A 16121-nucleotide genomic window follows, 5' to 3' on the forward strand; every position below is an offset into this window, starting at 1 on the left:
GGTTTCCCCATGTGAGAGTAGGTCATCGTCAAGATCAAATTCCGAAACCCCTATCTGCATCTGCAGGTAGGGGTTTTGTTTTGTCCGCAGGAAAATCTCGCTTGTGGGTTTCTATGCAACAGCCTGGGGCATGGCTATCATGCGGGCCTCATTGTGAGGCGAGACTTGCATGCTGACGTTGTTAAAGCTTCTTAAGGATGGTCGATTCCATTCGGGCCAAGCCCTCGGCACTGCCTTGGGGGTCAGTCGTAGCGCTGTATGGAAGCAGCTTCAGCACTTGGAAGCTGAACTCGGCTTATCCATACACAAAGTACGCGGTCGCGGCTATCAATTGGCTGCGCCGTTGACACTGCTTGATCCTGCGCAAATAAGCGCATGGGCGCCTTCTTGTGAGTGGCCCATTCTAGTCTTCGATTCAATTGATTCTACAAATGCTGAGGCTTTGCGTGCTATTGAGCGTGGTCAGCCGGCACCCTTTCTGGTGCTGGCTGAGCGGCAAACGGCCGGTCGCGGGCGGCGAGGACGCAAATGGGTGAGCCCATTCGCGGAAAACATCTATTACAGCCTGGTGCTGCGCATTGATGGTGGGATGCGCCAGCTGGAGGGCTTGAGTCTTGTCGTCGGGCTTGCCGTGATGCAAGCCTTGCGGCAGCTTGGTGTTTCAGGCGTTGGGTTGAAGTGGCCAAATGACGTTCTTGTGGGGCAGCAGAAGATCGCCGGGATACTGCTTGAGTTAGTGGGGGATCCTGCTGATGTATGTCATGTGGTGATTGGGGTTGGAATTAATGTGAACATGCAGATGACCGATGAGGTTGATCAGCAGTGGACATCCATGAGACTCGAGTCAGGTAAGGCGGTTGATCGCAATCATCTGGTTGCGGAGCTAGGGCTAATGCTTAAGACCTACTTAAATCGTCATCAGGCGGGCGGATTTTCGGCTATCCAGGCTGAGTGGGAGCAAAATCATCTATGGCAGGGCCGGGCGGTGTCATTGATTGCCGGTGTTCATCAGATAGATGGGGAAGTTCTGGGTATCGACAGTCAAGGTGCCTTGCGCTTAAAGGTGGATGGTGTGGAAAAGGTTTTTAGCGGTGGCGAGCTCAGTCTGAGGTTGCGTGATGATTCTTGAGCTCGATTGTGGAAACAGTTTCATCAAATGGCGCGTGCTCGGCGAGGATGTCCGGCGGGTAGTTGGCGAGGGGGTCGTTGATTCGAATTTCGCATTGCTGGAGAGCTTGAAAGGGCTTAAGGGGCTCGCTCTCATGCATTGTCGTTTGGTCAGTGTCAGAACCTCCGAAGAAACCAATGCGCTGATATCACTGCTGACCGACGCTTTTGGCGTTTCCGTGGTGTGCGCGGCACCGGCTCGTGAGATGTCCGGGGTTCGAAATGGCTATGAGGAGTTCGAGCGGCTAGGGCTTGATCGGTGGCTTGCAATGCTCGGGGGCTTTCATCTGGCTTCGGGTGCTTGTTTGGTGCTCGACTTCGGTACGGCTGTTACGGCTGATTATATTGCAAAGGATGGTGAGCATCTCGGAGGATTTATCTGTCCGGGAATGCCTTTGATGCGCAACCAATTGCGCACCCATACCCGTAGAATTCGCTATGGAGATCTTGCTGCCGAGCGCGCGTTGGAGAGTCTTGTTCCAGGGCGCACAACCGTTGAAGCGGTCGAGCGAGGTTGTTTGCTAATGTTGAGGGGGTTTGTCCTGACTCAGCTAGAGTTGGCGCGCAATTATTGGGGAGAGGATTTCGCAGTCTTTCTGACTGGAGGAGATGCTGAGCTGGTCTCCGAAATTGTGCCCGAGGCCAGAGTGGTTCCAGACCTGGTATTTGTAGGTTTGGCGATGGCGTGTCCCTTATCCTGAGGTTTTTATGCGTTGGTTGTTCCTGCTGTTGCTTGTTCTCAATGTGTTCTATTACGTCTGGCACCAGCAGGAGGCTCCACTTCGCGCGAAAGATGTAACCCCCTTGAGTTTATATCGTGGTTCGCAGCAGGATATTCGTTTATTGAGCGAGGCAGCCGAGGCTCGAGACAAAGGAAAATCTGCGCAGACGGATAGCAATTGTTTCTATCTGGGAGGGGTTGCTCGACAGGATGTCGCCCAGGTGATTGAGCGTCGATTGAGTGACATGGATATCAAGTTCCTGCCCCTGCCGAAGGATCGCCCCGAATATCCTGGTTACTGGGTGCGTATATCCCCGGAAAGCGGGCGTTTGCTGGGTGACTCGCAGTTGCAAAACCTTTCTAGAGAATTCAATGAGTTAAAACATAAAATAATGCCATGCGAGGGGGTTGCACCCGTCGAATAGTTTGCATAGAATGGCGCCCGCTCCGCAGTGAAGACCTTTAACGGTCAGCAGTGCGAAGCGAGGTCAACGCAGCTAACCTCAGGTTTTTAATGAGAAAATGCTTGACAGAAGGCTGGCATGATATAGAATGCCGGCTCGCTTAGGAGGGGTTCCCGAGCGGCCAAAGGGATCAGGCTGTAAATCTGACGTCTACGACTTCGAAGGTTCGAATCCTTCCCCCTCCACCATTTTTAGCGAGAGCTGCAAGCTCCGCGGGTATAGTTTAGTGGTAGAACCTCAGCCTTCCAAGCTGATGATGCGGGTTCGATTCCCGCTACCCGCTCCAAGTTTGCAGGTCCTGCAAAGTGTTACGCTCTTGTAGCTCAGTTGGTAGAGCACACCCTTGGTAAGGGTGAGGTCAGCGGTTCAAATCCGCTCAAGAGCTCCATATAACAAGGCAGATATGAAAATATCTGCCTTTGTTTTAATGGCTGATAGTACTTGCTTAATTCTTCTGCTAGGGGTGATTTCGATGGCTAAGGAAAAGTTCGAACGTAACAAGCCGCACGTCAACGTTGGAACCATTGGTCACGTAGACCACGGCAAGACAACTTTGACCGCCGCTCTGACTCGAGTCTGTTCCGAAGTGTTCGGTTCGGCAAAGGTTGACTTCGACAAGATCGATAGCGCCCCGGAAGAAAAGGCTCGTGGTATTACCATTAACACTGCTCATGTTGAGTACGATTCGGCTGTGCGTCACTATGCGCACGTTGACTGCCCAGGCCACGCTGACTATGTGAAGAACATGATCACCGGTGCTGCGCAGATGGACGGTGCGATCCTGGTTTGCTCGGCTGCTGATGGCCCAATGCCGCAAACTCGTGAGCATATCCTGTTGTCCCGTCAGGTTGGCGTTCCATACATCGTTGTCTTCCTGAACAAGGCTGACATGGTTGATGATGCTGAGCTGTTGGAGCTGGTTGAAATGGAAGTGCGCGATCTGCTGAGCACTTACGATTTCCCGGGTGACGACACTCCGATTATTATTGGTTCGGCGCTGATGGCGTTGAATGGTCAAGACGACAACGAGATGGGCACCACCGCCGTCAAGAAGTTGGTCGAGACTCTGGATAGCTATATTCCGCAGCCTGAACGTGCTATCGATAAGCCGTTCCTGATGCCGATCGAGGATGTGTTCTCGATCTCTGGTCGCGGTACTGTTGTGACTGGTCGTGTTGAGCGTGGCATTGTTCGCATTCAGGAAGAAGTTGAGATTGTTGGTCTTCGTGACACTGTCAAAACTACTTGCACTGGTGTTGAGATGTTTCGCAAGCTGCTCGACGAGGGTCGTGCGGGTGAGAACTGCGGCGTTCTGCTGCGTGGCACCAAGCGTGATGATGTTGAGCGTGGCCAGGTTCTGGTCAAGCCGGGCACCGTCAAGCCGCACACCAAGTTCACTGCTGAGGTTTACGTTCTGAGCAAGGAGGAGGGTGGTCGTCATACGCCATTCTTCAAAGGCTACCGTCCACAGTTCTACTTCCGTACGACTGACGTGACTGGTAACTGCGAGCTGCCAGAAGGTGTTGAGATGGTGATGCCGGGTGATAACGTTCAGATGACCGTTACCCTGATCAAAACCATCGCGATGGAAGATGGTCTGCGTTTCGCTATCCGTGAAGGCGGTCGTACCGTCGGCGCTGGTGTCGTTGCAAAAGTCATCGAGTAAGTTGTTGTAATGTCTTTTTCGGGCCGGCATAATGGTCGGCCTGATTTTGTTTTAGGTCAGTAGCTCAATTGGCAGAGCGACGGTCTCCAAAACCGTAGGTTGGGGGTTCGATTCCCTCCTGACCTGCCAGATTCACTCGGTGTGTCTGGCTTTCTTTTCACAGGATCTTCATAGATGACTCCTAAAGCTGAAGCTCAAGGCTCTCGCTTCGATCTGCTCAAGTGGCTAGTAGTAGTCGCTTTGGTGGTTGTTGGCGTTGTTGGCAATCAGTATTACTCTGCTTCGCCGATCCTGTACCGCGTACTCGCTTTGCTTGTCATTGCTGCTGTAGCTGCCTTTGTAGGCCTGCAGACAGTCAAGGGCAAGTCTTTCTTTGTACTGGTTAAGGAAGCTCGCACCGAGATTCGTAAAGTCGTTTGGCCAACTCGCCAAGAAACCACGCAGACCACGCTGATCGTTGTGGCTGTTGTTCTGGTTATGGCGTTGCTGTTGTGGGGGCTTGATTCCCTGCTCGGTTGGCTTGTTTCCTTGATTGTCGGCTAAGGGTGTCCCGTGGCTAAGCGTTGGTACGTTGTGCATGCTTACTCCGGTTACGAGAAGCATGTCATGCGCTCGTTGATAGAGCGCGTAAAGCTGGCTGGCATGGAAGATGGCTTTGGCGAAATTCTGGTTCCCACTGAAGAAGTGGTTGAAATGCGTAATGGCCAGAAGCGCAAAAGCGAGCGTAAGTTCTTCCCAGGTTACGTGCTGGTTCAGATGGACATGAATGAGGGGACTTGGCACTTGGTCAAGGATACTCCTCGGGTGATGGGTTTTATCGGCGGTACTGCTGATAAGCCTGCGCCAATCACAGATAAAGAGGCAGAAGCGATTCTGCGTCGCGTTGCTGATGGTAGCGACAAGCCGAAGCCGAAGACGCTGTTCGAGCCAGGTGAGTCGGTACGCGTCAATGACGGGCCGTTTGCTGATTTTACTGGCACGGTTGAAGAAGTTAACTACGAGAAGAGCCGGATCCAAGTGGCAGTGCTCATTTTCGGTCGCTCTACTCCGGTAGAGCTAGAGTTCAGCCAGGTCGAAAAGGTCTAGCTGAGCAAGCATCCCAACCCCACAGCCCCAGGCTGTGGGGTTTTGTCGTCACTGGGATAAACGCGCAAGTAACCGGGGAGCCTTTCGAGGCGTTCGAACCCGTAATTGGAGTGCCTCATGGCCAAGAAGATTACCGCTTACATCAAGCTGCAAGTGAAGGCCGCTCAGGCTAACCCAAGCCCACCCGTTGGTCCTGCTCTGGGTCAGCACGGCGTGAACATCATGGAGTTCTGCAAGGCTTTCAACGCCCGTACTCAGGGTATTGAGCCAGGTCTGCCGACTCCAGTGATCATCACTGTCTATAGCGACCGTAGCTTCACTTTTGAAACCAAATCCACACCTGCTTCGGTTCTGCTGAAGAAGGCTGCTGGTCTGACTAGCGGCTCCGCTCGTCCGAACACCGTTAAGGTTGGCACCGTGACCCGTGCTCAGCTGGAAGAGATCGCGAAAACCAAAAACGCGGATCTGACTGCAGCTGATATGGAAGCAGCCGTGCGTACTATCGCCGGTTCTGCTCGTAGCATGGGCCTTAACGTGGAGGGTGTGTAATGGCTAAGTTGACCAAGCGTCAAAAGGCTATCGCCGGCAAAATCGAAGCAGGCAAGTCCTACAATTTTGTAGACGCTGCCGCTCTGCTGGCTGAGCTGTCGACTGTCAAGTTCAGCGAGTCGTTCGACGTTGCTGTAAACCTGGGCGTTGACCCGCGTAAATCTGACCAGGTTGTTCGTAGCGCTACTGTGCTGCCACACGGCACTGGCAAGACCGTTCGCGTAGCTGTGTTCACCCAGGGTCCAGCTGCCGAGGCCGCTCTGGCTGCCGGCGCTGACCGTGTAGGTATGGATGACCTGGCTGCTGAAATGAAAGGCGGCGACCTGAATTATGACGTAGTTATCGCATCCCCGGATGCAATGCGCGTTGTAGGTCAGTTGGGTCAGATCCTCGGTCCACGTGGTCTGATGCCTAACCCTAAAGTCGGCACCGTAACTCCAGACGTAGCTACCGCGGTTAAAAACGCCAAGGCTGGTCAGGTTCGTTATCGCACCGACAAAAACGGCATCATCCACACCTCCGTTGGCAAAGTTGGCTTCGATGCCGTCAAGCTGAAGGAAAACGTTGAAGCCCTGATCGCTGATCTGAAGCGTATCAAGCCAGCTTCCTCGAAAGGTATTTACGTCAAGCGCGTTACCCTGAGCACTACCATGGGTCCAGGTCTGGTCATCGACCAAGGCTCGCTCGACGCGTAAGACACAGGTTGGCGCAAGCGATTGCGCCAATGAAAGATTGGGGTCCCTGCCTGGCGGGGGCTATCCAAGACCGTAGGCGACGCAAGTCTTAAACCACAAGCCTACGCAGATGGTGCTCCCGGTTCCTTACCGAATCAGACACCAAAACGACATCCGGCTTCGGTTGGATGAAACGGTAACAAGCAGGAGTTAAACCCGTGGCAATTAAACTCGAAGACAAGAAGGCCATCGTCGCTGAAGTCAACGAGGCTGCCAATGTTGCCCTGTCTGCTGTTGTGGCTGATGCCCGCGGCGTGACAGTTGGCGCTATGACCGGACTCCGTAAAGAGGCTCGTGAAGCTGGCGTTTACGTACGTGTTGTACGTAACACCCTGCTCAAGCGCGCCGTTGCTGGCACTCAATATGACGTGCTCAACGACGTGTTCACCGGCCCGACCTTGATTGCATTTTCGAAAGAACATCCGGGCGCTGCTGCTCGTATCTTCAAAGAATTCGCAAAAGGTCAGGATAAGTTCGAGATCAAGGCAGCTGCGTTCGAGGGCAAGTTCCTCGCAGCTAATCAGATCGACGTACTGGCAAGTCTGCCGACCCGTGACGAAGCAATTTCTCAGCTGATGAGCGTGATTCAAGGCGCAACCAGCAAATTGGCTCGTACTCTGGCGGCCCTTCGCGACCAGAAAGAAGCTGCCGCAGCCTAAGGCTGAGCGACTCCTTTCAGCGTTTATTGTTTATTTCGATGGCCGCGTAGGCTGTCACCCCAATACAGGAATTTATAGTCATGTCTCTGACTAACGACCAAATCATCGAAGCAATCGGCGAAAAATCCGTTCTGGAAATCGTTGAGCTGATCAAGGCCATGGAAGAGAAGTTCGGCGTTTCTGCTGCCGCTGCTTCCGCTGGTCCAGCTGCTGTTGCTGCCGTTGTTGAAGAACAAACTGAATTCAACGTCATGCTGACCGAAGCTGGCGAGAAGAAAGTTAACGTGATCAAGGCTGTACGTGAACTGACCGGTCTGGGCCTGAAAGAAGCCAAGGCTGTAGTTGACGGCGCTCCTGCCATGGTTCTGGAAGCTGTTGCCAAAGACGCAGCTGACAAAGCCAAAGCAGTTCTGGAAGAGGCAGGCGCTAAAGTCGAGCTGAAGTAAGCATCGACTTTGCTCCTCCAGCCCGAGCGTTAAGCGACAGGCTGATGGCTGGTGGCTCTTGCCACCGGCCTTTTTCCGTTATTGGCAGCCGACTCGGTCGGTGCCCATAACGTGCTGTAACCACCCGATGCGGTGGCGCAAACCATGGGGTTTGCACGATTTTCTGGCTGCTCCCGTCGGGAGGGGCCAAACAAGCAGGTGACCAAGCTGGGGAACGCTGATGGCTTACTCATATACTGAGAAAAAACGTATCCGCAAGGACTTTAGCAAGTTGCCGGACGTCATGGATGTGCCGTACCTCCTGGCCATCCAGCTGGATTCGTATCGTGAATTCTTGCAAGCGGGAGCGACTAAAGATCAGTTCCGCGACGTGGGCCTGCATGCGGCCTTCAAATCCGTTTTCCCGATCATCAGCTACTCCGGCAATGCTGCGCTGGAGTACGTCGGTTATCGCCTGGGCGAACCGGCATTTGATGTCAAAGAATGCGTATTGCGCGGTGTAACTTACGCCGTACCTTTGCGGGTAAAAGTGCGTCTGATCATTTTCGACAAAGAATCGTCGAACAAAGCGATCAAGGACATCAAAGAGCAAGAAGTCTACATGGGTGAAATCCCCCTGATGACTGAAAACGGTACCTTCGTAATCAACGGTACCGAGCGTGTAATCGTTTCCCAGCTGCACCGTTCCCCGGGCGTGTTCTTCGACCACGACCGTGGCAAGACGCACAGCTCCGGCAAACTGCTGTACTCCGCGCGCATCATTCCTTACCGCGGTTCGTGGCTGGACTTCGAGTTCGACCCGAAAGACTGTGTGTTCGTGCGTATCGACCGTCGTCGCAAGCTGCCTGCATCGGTACTGCTGCGCGCACTGGGCTATACCACTGAAGAAGTGCTCGACGCGTTCTACACCACCAACGTCTTCCACGTGCAAGGTGAAAACCTCAGCCTGGAACTGGTGCCTCAGCGCCTGCGTGGTGAAATTGCTGTCCTGGATATCCTGGATGACAAAGGCAAGGTTATTGTCGAGCAAGGTCGTCGTATTACTGCTCGCCACATCAACCAGCTGGAAAAAGCAGGGGTCAAAGAGCTGCAAGTGCCTCTGGACTACGTCCTGGGTCGCACTACCGCCAAGGTCATCGTGCATCCGGCAACCGGCGAAATCCTGGCAGAGTGCAACACCGAGCTGAGCACCGAAATCCTGGCAAAAATCGCCAAGGCCCAGGTTGTTCGCATCGAAACTCTATATACCAACGATATCGATTGCGGTCCGTTCGTTTCCGACACTCTGAAGATCGACTCCACCAGCAACCAATTGGAAGCGCTGGTCGAGATCTATCGCATGATGCGTCCTGGCGAGCCGCCAACCAAAGACGCTGCCGAGACTCTGTTCAACAACCTGTTCTTCAGCCCTGAGCGCTATGACCTGTCTGCGGTCGGCCGGATGAAGTTCAACCGTCGTATCGGTCGTACCGAGATCGAAGGTTCGGGCGTGTTGTGCAAGGAAGACATCGTTGCGGTACTGAAGACTCTGGTCGACATCCGTAACGGTAAAGGCATCGTCGATGACATCGACCACTTGGGTAACCGCCGTGTTCGCTGTGTAGGCGAAATGGCCGAAAACCAGTTCCGCGTTGGCCTGGTACGTGTTGAGCGTGCGGTCAAAGAGCGTCTGTCTATGGCTGAAAGCGAAGGCCTGATGCCGCAAGACCTGATCAACGCCAAGCCAGTGGCTGCGGCGGTGAAAGAGTTCTTCGGTTCCAGCCAGCTTTCCCAGTTCATGGACCAGAACAACCCGCTGTCCGAGATCACCCACAAGCGTCGTGTCTCTGCACTCGGCCCTGGCGGTTTGACTCGTGAGCGTGCTGGCTTTGAAGTGCGTGACGTACACCCGACTCACTACGGTCGTGTATGCCCGATTGAAACGCCGGAAGGTCCGAACATCGGTCTGATCAACTCCTTGGCTGCCTATGCGCGCACCAACCAGTACGGCTTCCTCGAGAGCCCGTACCGTGTGGTGAAAGACGCCCTGGTCACCGACGAGATCGTGTTCCTGTCCGCCATCGAAGAAGCTGATCACGTGATCGCTCAGGCTTCGGCCACGATGAACGACAAGAAAGTCCTGGTCGACGAGCTGGTAGCTGTTCGTCACTTGAACGAATTCACCGTCAAGGCGCCGGAAGACGTCACCTTGATGGACGTATCGCCCAAGCAGGTAGTTTCGGTTGCGGCGTCGCTGATCCCGTTCCTCGAGCACGACGACGCCAACCGTGCGTTGATGGGTTCGAACATGCAGCGTCAAGCTGTACCAACCCTGCGCGCTGACAAGCCGCTGGTCGGTACCGGCATGGAGCGTAACGTAGCCCGTGACTCCGGCGTTTGCGTCGTGGCTCGTCGTGGCGGCGTGATCGACTCCGTCGATGCCAGCCGTATTGTGGTTCGCGTTGCTGATGATGAAGTTGAAACCGGTGAAGCCGGTGTCGATATCTACAACCTGACCAAGTACACCCGCTCCAACCAGAACACCTGCATCAACCAGCGTCCGCTGGTGAGCAAGGGTGATCGGGTTCAGCGCAGCGACATCATGGCCGACGGTCCGTCCACCGATATGGGTGAGCTGGCTTTGGGTCAGAACATGCGCATTGCGTTCATGGCGTGGAACGGCTTCAACTTCGAAGACTCCATCTGCCTGTCCGAGCGTGTTGTTCAGGAAGACCGCTTCACCACGATCCACATCCAGGAACTGACCTGTGTGGCACGTGACACCAAGCTTGGGCCAGAGGAAATCACTGCAGACATCCCGAACGTGGGTGAAGCTGCACTGAACAAACTGGACGAAGCCGGTATTGTTTACGTAGGTGCTGAAGTTGGCGCAGGCGACATCCTGGTCGGTAAGGTCACTCCGAAAGGCGAGACCCAACTGACTCCGGAAGAAAAACTGCTGCGTGCCATCTTTGGTGAAAAAGCCAGCGACGTTAAAGACACTTCCCTGCGTGTGCCTACCGGTACCAAGGGTACTGTCATCGACGTACAGGTCTTCACCCGCGACGGCGTTGAGCGTGATGCTCGTGCACTGTCGATCGAGAAGACTCAGCTCGACGAGATCCGCAAGGATCTGAACGAAGAGTTCCGTATCGTTGAAGGCGCCACTTTCGAACGTCTGCGTTCCGCTCTGGTCGGCCACAAAGCCGAAGGCGGCGCCGGTCTGAAGAAAGGTCAGGACATCACCGACGAAATTCTCGACGGTCTTGAGCATGGTCAGTGGTTCAAACTGCGCATGGCTGAAGATGCTCTGAACGAGCAGCTCGAGAAGGCTCAGGCCTACATCGTTGATCGCCGCCGTCTGCTGGACGACAAGTTCGAAGACAAGAAGCGCAAACTGCAGCAGGGCGATGACCTGGCTCCAGGCGTGCTGAAAATCGTCAAGGTTTACCTGGCAATCCGTCGTCGCATCCAGCCGGGCGACAAGATGGCCGGTCGTCACGGTAACAAGGGTGTGGTCTCCGTGATCATGCCGGTTGAAGACATGCCGCACGATGCCAATGGCACCCCGGTCGACGTCGTCCTCAACCCGTTGGGCGTACCTTCGCGTATGAACGTTGGTCAGATCCTGGAAACCCACCTGGGCCTCGCGGCCAAAGGTCTGGGCGAGAAGATCAACCGGATGGTCGAAGAGCAGCGTAAAGTTGCCGAGCTTCGCACTTTCCTGGACGAGATCTACAACCAGATCGGCGGCCGTAACGAAGAACTGGATAGCTTCTCCGACCAGGAAATCCTGGATCTGGCGAAAAACCTGCGTGGCGGCGTACCAATGGCCACTCCAGTGTTCGACGGTGCCAAGGAAAGCGAAATCAAGGCCATGCTGAAACTGGCAGACCTGCCAGAAAGCGGCCAGATGCAGCTGACCGACGGCCGTACGGGCAACAAGTTCGAGCGCCCGGTTACTGTTGGCTACATGTACATGCTGAAGCTGAACCACTTGGTAGACGACAAGATGCACGCTCGTTCTACCGGTTCGTACAGCCTGGTTACCCAGCAACCGCTGGGTGGTAAGGCACAGTTCGGTGGTCAGCGTTTCGGGGAGATGGAGGTCTGGGCACTGGAAGCATACGGTGCCGCTTACACTCTGCAAGAAATGCTCACAGTGAAGTCGGACGATGTGAACGGTCGGACCAAGATGTACAAAAACATCGTGGACGGCGATCACCGTATGGAGCCGGGCATGCCCGAGTCCTTCAACGTGTTGATCAAAGAAATTCGTTCCCTCGGCATCGATATCGATCTGGAAACCGAATAACACGTGACGCGAATCGAGAGCGGGGCAGGATTGCCCGCTCTCTGCTCCGCCAGGAGGAAAGGCCTTGAAAGACCTACTGAATTTGCTGAAAAACCAGGGTCAAGTCGAAGAGTTCGACGCCATCCGTATTGGATTGGCATCGCCTGAGATGATCCGTTCGTGGTCGTTCGGTGAAGTTAAAAAGCCGGAAACCATTAACTACCGTACGTTCAAACCTGAGCGTGACGGCCTGTTCTGCGCCAAGATCTTTGGCCCGGTAAAGGATTACGAGTGCCTGTGCGGTAAGTACAAGCGCTTGAAGCACCGTGGTGTGATCTGCGAGAAGTGCGGTGTTGAAGTCGCGCTGGCAAAAGTTCGTCGTGAGCGCATGGCGCACATCGAACTGGCCTCGCCGGTTGCCCACATCTGGTTCCTGAAATCGCTGCCGTCCCGTATCGGCTTGCTGATGGACATGACCCTGCGTGATATCGAACGCGTTCTCTACTTCGAGAGCTATGTCGTTATCGATCCAGGCATGACCACCCTTGAAAAGGGTCAGTTGCTCAACGACGAGCAGTACTTCGAAGCGCTGGAAGAGTTCGGCGACGATTTCGATGCCCGCATGGGTGCCGAAGCTGTCCGCGAACTGCTGCACGCTATCGACCTGGAGCACGAGATTGGTCGTCTGCGTGAAGAAATTCCGCAAACCAACTCCGAAACCAAGATCAAGAAGCTGTCCAAGCGTCTGAAGTTGATGGAAGCCTTCCAGGGTTCCGGCAACCTGCCAGAGTGGATGGTGCTGACCGTTCTGCCGGTTCTGCCGCCAGATCTGCGTCCACTGGTCCCGCTGGATGGCGGTCGCTTCGCGACTTCCGACCTCAACGACCTGTATCGTCGAGTGATCAACCGTAACAACCGCTTGAAGCGTCTGCTCGATCTGTCCGCTCCGGACATCATCGTGCGCAACGAAAAGCGTATGTTGCAGGAAGCTGTCGACGCACTGCTCGACAACGGTCGTCGTGGTCGCGCTATCACCGGTTCCAACAAGCGTCCTCTGAAATCCTTGGCTGACATGATCAAGGGTAAGCAGGGTCGTTTCCGTCAGAACTTGCTCGGTAAGCGTGTTGACTACTCCGGTCGTTCGGTAATTACCGTTGGCCCGACCCTGCGCCTGCACCAGTGCGGTCTGCCGAAGAAGATGGCTCTGGAGCTGTTCAAGCCGTTCATTTTCGGCAAGCTGGAAATGCGTGGTCTTGCTACCACCATCAAAGCAGCCAAGAAGATGGTCGAGCGCGAACTGCCAGAGGTTTGGGACGTTCTCGCTGAAGTGATTCGCGAACACCCGGTTCTTCTCAACCGTGCACCGACTCTTCACCGTCTGGGTATCCAGGCGTTTGAACCGGTACTGATCGAAGGTAAGGCTATCCAGCTGCACCCTCTGGTCTGTGCTGCGTACAACGCCGACTTCGACGGCGACCAAATGGCCGTGCACGTACCGCTGACACTGGAAGCCCAGCTGGAAGCGCGTGCGTTGATGATGTCGACCAACAACATTCTGTCGCCAGCCAACGGTGAGCCAATCATCGTTCCGTCGCAGGACGTTGTATTGGGTCTGTACTACATGACTCGTGAAGCGATCAACGCCAAGGGCGAAGGTCGTGTGTTTGCGGATCTGCAGGAAGTTGACCGTGTGTTCCGTGCTGGCGAAGCCGCACTGCACGCTAAAGTCAAAGTGCGGATCACCGAAACCGTCAACGACCGCGATGGCGGCAGCGTGACCAACACTCGTATCGTCGACACCACTGTTGGCCGTGCGCTGTTGTTCCAGGTTGTGCCAAAAGGTCTGTCATACGACGTCGTCAACCTGCCGATGAAGAAAAAGGCGATCTCCAAGCTGATCAACCAGTGCTACCGCGTGGTTGGTCTGAAAGAGACTGTGATCTTCGCTGACCAGTTGATGTACACCGGTTTTGCTTATTCGACCATCTCCGGCGTTTCCATCGGTGTTAACGACTTCGTTATCCCGGATGAAAAAGCTCGCATCATCGGTGCAGCCACCGACGAAGTGAAAGAGATCGAAAGCCAATACGCCTCCGGCCTGGTAACCCAGGGCGAGAAGTACAACAAAGTGATCGACCTTTGGTCCAAGGCGAACGACGAAGTTTCCAAGGCGATGATGGCCAACCTCTCGAAAGAGAAAGTCATTGACCGTCATGGCGTCGAAGTCGACCAGGAGTCGTTCAACTCGATGTACATGATGGCCGACTCGGGCGCACGGGGTTCTGCTGCGCAGATCCGTCAGCTCGCCGGTATGCGTGGCCTGATGGCCAAGCCGGACGGCTCCATCATCGAAACGCCGATTACTGCGAACTTCCGTGAAGGTTTGAGCGTACTTCAGTACTTCATCTCTACTCACGGTGCTCGTAAAGGTTTGGCGGATACCGCGTTGAAAACTGCGAACTCCGGTTACCTGACTCGTCGTCTGGTAGACGTGGCGCAGGATCTGGTAGTAACCGAGATCGATTGCGGCACCGAACATGGCCTGGTAATGACTCCGCACATTGAAGGCGGTGACGTTGTTGAGCCGTTGGGTGAGCGCGTATTGGGCCGTGTCATTGCCCGTGACGTGTTCAAGCCGGGTACCGAAGAAGTCATCGTTCCTGCCGGTACTCTGGTAGACGAAAAGTGGGTCGAATTCATCGAGCTGAACAGCATCGACGAAGTGATCGTGCGTTCGCCAATCAGCTGCGAAACCCGCTACGGCATTTGCGCCAAATGCTATGGCCGTGACTTGGCTCGTGGTCATCAGGTGAACATTGGTGAAGCGGTCGGTGTTATCGCTGCCCAGTCCATCGGTGAGCCGGGTACCCAGCTGACCATGCGTACGTTCCACATCGGTGGTGCGGCAAGCCGGACCTCCGCGGCCGACAGCGTTCAGGTGAAGAATGGCGGTACCGTCCGTCTGCATAACCTGAAACACGTTGAGCGAGTCGATGGGTGCCTGGTTGCTGTGTCCCGTTCCGGTGAGCTGGCGATCGCTGATGACTTCGGTCGTGAGCGCGAGCGTTACAAGCTGCCGTACGGTGCTGTGATTTCGGTTAAAGAAGGTGACAAGGTCGACGCTGGCGCAATCGTGGCCAAGTGGGATCCGCACACTCACCCGATCGTTACCGAAATGAAAGGTACCGTGACCTACGTAGGCATGGAAGAAGGCATCACGATCAAGCGTCAGACTGACGAATTGACCGGTATGACCAACATTGAAGTACTCGACGCCAAAGACCGTCCAGCTGCCGGTAAAGATATCCGTCCTGCTGTGAAGATGGTTGATGACAACGGCAAGGATCTCTTGCTGCCGGGTACCGACGTAATCGCTCAGTACTTCCTGCCTGCTAACGCCCTGGTTGGTGTAGCGGATGGTGCGAAAATCGCGATCGGTGATGTTATCGCTCGTATTCCGCAAGAGACTTCGAAGACCCGTGACATCACCGGTGGTCTGCCGCGTGTTGCCGACTTGTTCGAAGCCCGTCGCCCGAAAGAAGCCTCGATTCTGGCTGAAGTCAGCGGCACCATCGCGTTCGGTAAAGAAACCAAAGGCAAGCGCCGTCTGGTTATCACCCCGAACGACGGCAGCGATCCGTACGAAGAGCTGATTCCGAAGTGGCGTCACCTGAACGTCTTCGAAGGCGAACAGGTAAACCGCGGCGAAGTTATCTCCGACGGCCCGAGCGATCCACACGACATCCTGCGTCTGCTGGGTGTGAGTGCGCTGGCCAAGTACATCGTGAACGAGATTCAGGACGTTTACCGTCTGCAAGGCGTGAAGATCAACGACAAGCACATCGAGACCATTCTGCGTCAGATGCTGCGTAAAGTTGAAATCGCTGAATCCGGCGATTCCAGTTTCATCAAGGGCGACCAGATGGAATTGACTCACGTTCTGGTAGAGAACGAGCGTCTGGCTGGCGACGAGAAATTCGTTTCCAAGTTCACTCGCGTACTGCTGGGTATCACCAAGGCGTCGTTGTCCACCGAATCGTTCATCTCGGCGGCTTCCTTCCAGGAAACCACTCGAGTACTGACCGAAGCGGCGGTAACCGGCAAGCGCGATTACCTGCGCGGCCTGAAAGAAAACGTAGTCGTGGGTCGTTTGATCCCGGCGGGTACCGGTCTGGCTTACCACAGCGAGCGCAAGCGCCGCCGTGATGCTGACAAACCGTTGCGCGTAAGCGCCAGTGAAGTGGAAGCTGCACTGACCGAAGCGCTGAACTCGAGCGGTAACTGAGTTCTGCGGTAAATGAGCGTAAGGCCCTGGCTGTTCCGTTCATCGAATCGAGACAATTTGTCGAGGTTGGA

Annotated in this window: 12 protein-coding genes and 4 tRNA genes; all 16 read left to right on the forward strand. The window is 54.9% G+C overall.

The window, feature by feature from the left end; all coding sequences use genetic code 11:
* The first annotated feature begins 169 nt into the window (after positions 1-169).
* Positions 170-1129 carry a bifunctional biotin--[acetyl-CoA-carboxylase] ligase/biotin operon repressor BirA gene (birA, locus tag FHW68_RS25610; RefSeq protein WP_183683722.1) on the forward strand — a complete coding sequence of 320 codons (960 nt, stop codon included), beginning with the start codon at positions 170-172 and terminating at the stop codon, positions 1127-1129.
* Positions 1119-1868, forward strand: a complete 750-nt coding sequence (locus tag FHW68_RS25615) for a pantothenate kinase (protein ID WP_095630597.1) — start codon at positions 1119-1121, stop codon at positions 1866-1868. The genes birA and FHW68_RS25615 overlap by 11 nt, the downstream gene beginning before the upstream one ends.
* 7 nt (positions 1869-1875) lie before the next feature.
* A complete protein-coding gene (locus tag FHW68_RS25620; RefSeq protein WP_183683724.1) occupies positions 1876-2313 on the forward strand; it encodes a hypothetical protein in 438 nt (145 codons plus the stop codon).
* A gap of 142 nt (positions 2314-2455) precedes the next feature.
* Positions 2456-2540 (forward strand) — tRNA-Tyr (locus tag FHW68_RS25625).
* A 24-nt stretch (positions 2541-2564) separates the two neighbouring features.
* Positions 2565-2638 (forward strand) — tRNA-Gly (locus FHW68_RS25630).
* 26 nt (positions 2639-2664) lie between these two features.
* Positions 2665-2740 (forward strand) — tRNA-Thr (locus tag FHW68_RS25635).
* An 84-nt stretch (positions 2741-2824) separates the two neighbouring features.
* Positions 2825-4018, forward strand: coding sequence for an elongation factor Tu (tuf, locus tag FHW68_RS25640; RefSeq protein WP_007896619.1), 1194 nt, complete (start codon positions 2825-2827; stop codon positions 4016-4018).
* A 53-nt stretch (positions 4019-4071) separates the two neighbouring features.
* A tRNA-Trp gene (locus FHW68_RS25645) sits at positions 4072-4147 on the forward strand.
* A 45-nt stretch (positions 4148-4192) separates the two neighbouring features.
* A complete protein-coding gene (gene secE / locus FHW68_RS25650; protein ID WP_007896620.1) occupies positions 4193-4561 on the forward strand; it encodes a preprotein translocase subunit SecE in 369 nt (122 codons plus the stop codon).
* 9 nt (positions 4562-4570) lie between these two features.
* A complete protein-coding gene (gene nusG / locus FHW68_RS25655; protein ID WP_007933727.1) occupies positions 4571-5104 on the forward strand; it encodes a transcription termination/antitermination protein NusG in 534 nt (177 codons plus the stop codon).
* 117 nt (positions 5105-5221) lie between these two features.
* Positions 5222-5653 (forward strand): 50S ribosomal protein L11, encoded by a 432-nt coding sequence (gene rplK / locus FHW68_RS25660; RefSeq protein ID WP_008008888.1) that lies wholly within the window; start codon positions 5222-5224, stop codon positions 5651-5653.
* Positions 5653-6348, forward strand: a complete 696-nt coding sequence (gene rplA, locus FHW68_RS25665; RefSeq protein WP_007896626.1) for a 50S ribosomal protein L1 — start codon at positions 5653-5655, stop codon at positions 6346-6348. Before rplK ends, rplA begins: the two co-directional genes overlap by 1 nt.
* Before the next feature lie 197 nt (positions 6349-6545).
* Positions 6546-7046, forward strand: a complete 501-nt coding sequence (rplJ, locus tag FHW68_RS25670; RefSeq protein ID WP_007896629.1) for a 50S ribosomal protein L10 — start codon at positions 6546-6548, stop codon at positions 7044-7046.
* An 80-nt stretch (positions 7047-7126) separates the two neighbouring features.
* Positions 7127-7492 carry a 50S ribosomal protein L7/L12 gene (gene rplL / locus FHW68_RS25675; RefSeq protein ID WP_084319630.1) on the forward strand — a complete coding sequence of 122 codons (366 nt, stop codon included), beginning with the start codon at positions 7127-7129 and terminating at the stop codon, positions 7490-7492.
* 220 nt (positions 7493-7712) lie between these two features.
* On the forward strand, positions 7713-11786 hold the full coding sequence (rpoB, locus tag FHW68_RS25680) for a DNA-directed RNA polymerase subunit beta (RefSeq protein WP_183683726.1): 4074 nt from the start codon (positions 7713-7715) through the stop codon (positions 11784-11786).
* 64 nt (positions 11787-11850) lie between these two features.
* Positions 11851-16050, forward strand: a complete 4200-nt coding sequence (gene rpoC, locus FHW68_RS25685; RefSeq protein ID WP_095630594.1) for a DNA-directed RNA polymerase subunit beta' — start codon at positions 11851-11853, stop codon at positions 16048-16050.
* The last annotated feature ends 71 nt before the right edge of the window (positions 16051-16121 follow it).

This window comes from Pseudomonas sp. Tn43 (assembly GCF_014192635.1).
GTDB lineage: Bacteria > Pseudomonadota > Gammaproteobacteria > Pseudomonadales > Pseudomonadaceae > Aquipseudomonas.